This window comes from Kitasatospora sp. NPDC001547 (genome assembly GCF_042894165.1).
Taxonomy (GTDB): domain Bacteria; phylum Actinomycetota; class Actinomycetes; order Streptomycetales; family Streptomycetaceae; genus Kitasatospora.
Genome location: NZ_JBIAVL010000004.1, coordinates 182389 through 188585, shown reverse-complemented (window position 1 = coordinate 188585; position 6197 = coordinate 182389). Strand labels below are relative to the sequence as shown.

Genomic DNA, 6197 nt, shown 5'->3' with positions numbered 1-6197 from the left:
GTTCCGTTCCCCGCCGGGCGAGGACGGCGTGCGGTCAGGGCGTGGCGTCGGCCGTCACGTTGACGGCCTCCTCGCCCTCTCCGCTCTCGGCCGTGGCCGGCTGAGCAGGCACGCTCAGGCCGGGGACGGACAGGTCCGGGATGACCTTGACGGTCTCGAAGCCGGCCTCGATGGCCTCGGCGAGCGTGGCCGTGACCTCGTCCTCGAATTCGATACGGGTGACGGCGACATCCGCGTTCGTCGGGAGGGTGTCATCGACGAACGCGATGCCGGCGCCGCTCGCCTCCTTCAGTGCGACCTTTTCCTTGTCGTTCACTTCGCGGTTCAGGACAAGCGAGAACCTGTGCACCATGATTGTCCGCTCCTCTGGTGAATGAGTAAGTTCTTCTTCAGACATGCCACTGGCCGATTTCGACCCTGCCAGCGATTCAAGGGAGAAACAAAGACCTGCGGGCATTCCGGGAACGGAAACCCACCCACTTTCGACAACAGAATTCCGGCCGACGGCAAACCCGCGTGGTTCGGACCCCAGCCAGGGCAGCCCCATTCCGCCGCGGATTCGCATGAGACCAGCTCAGCAGCGGGCACACACCGATGGCCGATCGGCTACCCGACTGCTCGGCCCTCGCCCGAAGACCCGGGGCGGAGAAAGCCCGGCATCGCTTCAGCGCGAGCGGCGCACCCGAACGACCGAACACCCCCGGCGCCAGCACCAGACGCCTCGACCGCCAACCGCGCCAACCGGATTCCGGCAAGCGCGCACGCGCTCCTTCACCCGCCCCCTCCCTCGTACCACCCCGGCTTAGTACACACCCCGCCCGGAGCGATCATCTACGGAATCGCTGACACTGACTACTTCATCACATCCACTGAAAACGACCCGAAGGTTCGCTTCCACCTCTCCCCCCGTCCCCGTGTCCGACTTTGACCCCAAATCGGTCGAACGCCGACAGAAGGTCTTTGCCTATCCGATGCCCCACCTGGGTGACAGTCAGTGTCAAAACTCTGCCGAGTATAGGTGTGCCTCTCACGCAAGCGCAACACTTTTCGAGCCACCCTTGCACATCAATCACTGCAGTCCCATCCGCCACACAGCCAACTCCCACCACATCCGTTACCGCCCGGATATCCGGTAAGAAATATTCCGCTTTGCCGCGCCCTTTCCCCTGCCACCACCCATGAGCTGCACCGATTCATCCCTGACCGGCCGGCACCGCCGAGCCGCATGCCAGGACCGTCCCAGTACGTCTCGCCGAGCGGGCGCGAGCCGGACAGCTCGTTCAGCTCTCCAGGGCTTTCTGACCGGTCCGGTGGAGATCACGCCCTGCCAGCTGCTGACCAGCCGGCCCGACCGGGCCGCGCCTGCTCCCTCGTCGGCGGACGCAACATCCGCAGCTGCGGCCGGCCCTGACTCCAGACCCAGCACATGCGCGAGGACGTGCTCATCCTGCCGGGCGCCGCCCCGGACGCGAGCGCACTTCTGGACCCGTACGAGGACAGGGCCACCGACCCGCACGACCGGCTCGGCATTCGGCTCCGCGAGGACTGCCCCGGGCTGCGCCTCGTCCGCATCATCGAACGCGACGCCGCCCGGGAAGTGCCGCACGTCGACAGCCGGGACCATGTACGTCCAGTCCCTGCGCACGGCCCATCTCCACACGAACGTGGCCACCCGGCTCCCCCACCCCCTCCATGCCGCCGACCTCGCTGCCCGCTACCAGCGGTAGACGCGCGTGAGGTCGCGCCACGCCGAGCGCCGAACGCAAGCGCCAAATCCACATTTCCGCACAGTCAGCGCACCCGTCCGCGCGACTTCAACGGGATCGACGGCAGCTCCGGCGCGGGCAGTCGTGCACCGTCGTAGCCGTGGACCTCGCCGAAGCGGGTGCCGGTCATCCAGTCGCTGCGGGCCCGGGCGATGTCCTCGGTGGAGCGGCCGATGAAGTTCCACCACATGACGATCTTCTCGTCGAAGGGCTCGCCGCCGAGGAGGAGGACGGCGGTGTCGCCGTGGGCGCGGAGCGGGAGGTCGGGGCGGCCGCAGCCGAGGTAGAGCAGGGAGCCGGGCTCGACCGGGACGCCGTCGACGTCGGCGCGGCCGGACATGGCGAGGACGGCGTACTCGAAGTCGGGGACGAGCGGGAGGCGGAGGTCCGCGCCGTCGGTGAGGGCGAGGTCGGCGCCGACCAGCGGGGTGTGGGTGGTGCCGGGCGAGGTGGCGGTGTCGAGCGTGCCGAGGATGACGGTGGCGCGCAGCCCCGGGGCGGTGACCACGGGCAGCTCGGGGTGGTGCTCGAAGGCGGGGGCGCCGTGCCGGCCGGCCTCCGGCAGGGCGACCCAGAGCTGGGCGCCGTGCAGGTGGCGGGCGTGCGGGCGCGGGGACTCCTCGGAGTGCGAGATCGCCCGGCCGGAGGTCATCAGGCCCAGCTCGTACGGTCGGACGGTCTGGAGGCTGCCGAGGCTGTCGCGGTGCAGCACCTCGCCCTGGTGGAGCCAGCTGACCGTCTGCAGCCCCATGTGCGGGTGCGGCGGGACCTGCATGCCCGGCTCGTCGGCGATGTCGTCGGGCCCGTAGTGGTCGACGAAGCACCAGGCGCCGACCATCCGGCGGCCGAGGTTGGGCAGCAGTCGGCGGACCACCGTGCTTTCACCGAGCGGGAACTGACGGGCCGTCAGCAAGTCCTTCACGGGGCCGGTGCCGGCCTCGCGGCCGCAGCTGGTCAGGGTGGGCCTGGTGTCGAGGTTGCTCATCGCGGTTCCACCACCGTACGGGGAGACGGAGAGGGGCCGGCGTCGCTCGGGGCGGGGGGGCCGGGCGGGGTCCTCGGGGACGCCGTCACCGATCATCCGCCACGGTGCGGCATTCCTCCACCCGCGCCCGGCCGTCCGGCGGTCGGACCGGTGAGCGGCGGGGCTCAGTGCCCGCAGGCCCACCAGGCGTCGGCCGACGCCTTCCCGGCGAGCTCCCGCAGGTTGCGGACCGCCTCGGCCGGGTCCTCGGCGCCGTACACCGCGGAGCCGGCCACGAACACGTCCGCGCCCGCCTCCGCGCAGCGCTCCACGGTGTCGGCCGCGACGCCGCCGTCCACCTGGAGCCACAGCTCCAGGTCGTGCTTGGCGATCAGCTCCCGGGTGCGGCGGATCTTCGGCAGCATGATGTCCAGGAAGGCCTGGCCGCCGAAGCCGGGCTCGACGGTCATGATCAGCACCATGTCGAGCTCGGGCAGCAGGTCCTCGTACGGCTCGATCGGGGTGCCCGGCTTGAGCGCCATCGAGGCGCGGGCGCCCTTGGCGCGGATCTCGCGGGCGAGCCGGACGGGCGCGGCGGCGGCCTCGACGTGGAAGGTGACCGAGCCGGCGCCGGCCTCGACGTACTGCGGGGCCCAGCGGTCCGGGTCCTCGATCATCAGGTGGAGGTCGAGCGGGATGTCGGTGGCGCGGGCGAGCGACTCGACCACCGGCACGCCGAGGGTCAGGTTGGGCACGAAGTGGTTGTCCATGACGTCCACGTGCAGCCAGTCGGAACCCCGGACGGCCTCGGCCTCGTCGGCGAGCCGGGCGAAGTCCGCGGACAGGATGCTGGGGTTGATCTGGGCCATGACCGACTACCTTCGTACGAGGGCTTGCGAGGGCTGGGCGGCGCCCCCGGAGCGGGCACCTCATCCCATCATCCCGCGCGCCGGCGCCGCCGACCGCACACGGTGACCTCCGCGTGACCGTCATCACATCCGCTCCGGGGTTACCGGGGCCCTCGCCATGGTCATCAGCCCTGGAACGGTCCACAGCCCTGAACACGTCCGAGGAAGGTCTCCCGATGACCGATTCCGTCCACCCGGCCCGCGCCCTGTGGTGGCTCTTCGAGCCGGTGCACGCCGTCACCTACTTCCTTCCCGAGGGCGCCGCCGCCTTCGAGGAGGCGGGTCTGCAGGGCCGCCTGCACGGCTACTTCGGCACCCGCGCGGCCCCGCTCGGCGCGGTGGACGCCCCGCCGGTGACCGCCGCGTTCTTCACCTTCGCCCCGGCGATGGTCGAGCGCGCCCTGCCGGAGGTGTGGAGCCGCACGAGCCCGGAGGAGGCGCTGACCGCCCGGCTGAAGGCCTCGGCGACGATCCTGGGCCAGCTGCTGGAGCACGTGGACAGGGAGCAGGTCGAGCTGGTCGCCGAGACCCTGGAGCAGGCCGCCACCCGGCTGGACTGCGCCGGACGGGTGCTGGCCGCCGCCAACGCCGCGCTCCCCCGCCCCAGTGGCCTGTACGAGCGGCTCTGGCAGGCCGCCACCCTGATGCGCGAGCACCGCGGCGACGGCCACGTGGCCGCCCTGGTGGCGGCCGGGCTCGACGGCTGCGAGGCGCTGGTGGTCCGCTGCGCGATGGACATGCGGCGCGAGATGATCCAGCCGCTGCGCGGGTGGACGGACGCCGAGTGGGAGGCGGCCGCCGAGCGCCTGGTCGAGCGCGGCTGGCTGACCGCCGAGGGGGCGCTCACCGAGCTCGGCCGGATCCGCCACCAGAGCCTGGAGGCCGCCACCGACCTGGCCGCCGCCCGGGTCTGGGACGGCTACCCGCGCGCCGAACTCGACCGGCTGGCTGCGGCGTTGAAGCCGGTCTCGGCGCTCTGTCGCGGCCGGCTGCCGATCAACCCGATGGGACTGCCGGACAACAACCAGTGACGGCAGGCCCGTTGCGCCCGGACGGCGGCGCCCCGGGCGGGCCCAGGACGATCCCCCGACCGGCGTAGAACCGCCCGAACGTCCGCCACGGCACGCGCGCGAAGGCCTGTGACTCCCCCGGGAACCCGGAGGGGTTGTGGATCAGCAGCGCCGTGTCCGTGGCGCCCACCGCCAGCACCAGGTGCCCGCCGCGCCGCACCGGATCCGGCCCGTACGGATCGCGGATCGACGGGTGCACCGACACCATCACCAGCCGGCCGCCGGCCACCTCGGCGGAGACCTGATGCGGCGTCAACTCCGCTGCGCGCGCCGCCAGTCCCCAGCGGCGCTCGACGTACTCGGCGAACGGCGCGTGGATCAGCCCGCGCAGGCTCTCGCCGTCCCGCAGGTACGCGCCGGCCGCCACGCACTCGCCCGCGAGCGCCATCGCCGCCGGGGTGACGCCCCACCAGTGCGCCAGCGCCATCCGCAGGCAGGCCACCCCGCACAGCCGCCAGGACCACCACGCGTACTCCTCCGAGGTGGCCGCGCCGGACTGCCCCCAGCGCGGGTCGGCGGACGCGTCCAGCCGCCCGTCGACGATCTCCCGCACCAGCTCCGCCGACTCCCACTGCGCGTGGTACGGCACCTCGTGCACCACCCGCAGCGGCCGCGCCGGCGCGTGCGGCCGCGCGTCACCCCGATCCACCATCCCCCGACGCTCTCACGGCGCGGCGACGGGACGGCCGGCGACACTCCCGGCGCGGCCGCACTCCCGACGCGCCCGCCCTCAGGCACCCCCGCACCCCCGCACCCCCGACGCGCCCGCGCTCAGGCGCCGGTCCCCCTGGCCACGTCGGATCCGCCCGCCCCGCCGACCCCGCCGGCCGCGCCCGCCCCGTCGGCCGCCGGCTCGCGGTAGGCCAGCCGCTGGGCCGCGTTCCGCCCCCGCGCCTCCACCGGCAGCGAACCGGTGGCGGCGGCCAGGCCGAACGGCGGCATGTCGAAGTAGATCGACTCGTACCCGCCCGGCGGCACGATGTACGACTCGTGCCACAGCCCGACGTGCCCGCGCACCTTGCCCTCCCGCTGCTTGCGGTTGGCGATGCCCCACACGGTGTGGTGGAAGCCGTCCGGCGCGTGGGCGTAGCCGTACAGCTTCTCCTTCGACTCCCAGTACTGGACGACGTAGTAGGTGCGCGGCGAGGCGGTCAGCAGGATGCGGCCGCGCAGGCCGCGCTCGGGGGCGCGGCGCAGCTCGTACAGCATCCGGAGCATCGCGTACATCACCGGGCCCCAGTGGTGCACGGCCCAGAACCGGTTGATCCGCATGCCGATCAGCAGCACCACCGTGTCGCCGGTGGCGGCGGCGGTGGTGAAGCCCGGCTGTGGTCTGGCGAACAAGGACAAATCTGCCTCCCCGTACCCTTGCCCATGTAGGCCGTGACTACATCAGCGCCGGGTGCCCCGGTCAAGGCTCGCCACGGGCACAATTCGGCTACGGAGAAGGCGTGTTGGCGATGTGCCGGCCCGGCCCCGCGCCCCGGCC

General features: G+C 72.4%; 6 protein-coding genes. 1 reads left to right on the top strand and 5 read right to left on the bottom strand.

Translation table 11 applies throughout. From position 1 onward, the window contains the following. Positions 1 to 34: 34 nt before the first annotated feature. The 3 genes from ACFY0X_RS09265 to rpe all read right to left on the bottom strand — a co-directional run bounded on the left by ACFY0X_RS09265 (position 35) and on the right by rpe (position 3599). Positions 35 to 352 (bottom strand): hypothetical protein, encoded by a 318-nt coding sequence (locus tag ACFY0X_RS09265; protein WP_387751067.1) that lies wholly within the window; start codon positions 350 to 352, stop codon positions 35 to 37. Positions 353 to 1791: 1439 nt separating this feature from the next. Further along, positions 1792 to 2751, bottom strand: a complete 960-nt coding sequence (locus ACFY0X_RS09260) for a pirin family protein (RefSeq protein WP_387751065.1) — start codon at positions 2749 to 2751, stop codon at positions 1792 to 1794. Between the two features lie 164 nt (positions 2752 to 2915). Beyond that, entirely contained in the window at positions 2916 to 3599 is a 684-nt protein-coding gene (rpe, locus tag ACFY0X_RS09255; protein ID WP_387751062.1) for a ribulose-phosphate 3-epimerase, read from the bottom strand. Between the two features lie 215 nt (positions 3600 to 3814). On the opposite strand from rpe, the gene ACFY0X_RS09250 reads away from it, so the two are divergent. Then, positions 3815 to 4669, top strand: a complete 855-nt coding sequence (locus ACFY0X_RS09250; RefSeq protein ID WP_387751059.1) for a hypothetical protein — start codon at positions 3815 to 3817, stop codon at positions 4667 to 4669. Here ACFY0X_RS09250 and ACFY0X_RS09245 read toward each other — a convergent pair. Both ACFY0X_RS09245 and ACFY0X_RS09240 read right to left on the bottom strand, forming a co-directional pair. Next, complete coding sequence (locus ACFY0X_RS09245; RefSeq protein ID WP_387751057.1) at positions 4635 to 5360, bottom strand: C39 family peptidase; 726 nt, start codon at positions 5358 to 5360, stop codon at positions 4635 to 4637. The genes ACFY0X_RS09250 and ACFY0X_RS09245 overlap by 35 nt on opposite strands. A 119-nt stretch (positions 5361 to 5479) precedes the next feature. Next, the gene (locus ACFY0X_RS09240) at positions 5480 to 6052 is read right to left on the bottom strand and encodes a DUF4188 domain-containing protein (protein ID WP_387751055.1); all 573 of its coding nucleotides are present in this window, start codon (positions 6050 to 6052) and stop codon (positions 5480 to 5482) included. Positions 6053 to 6197: the final 145 nt, after the last annotated feature.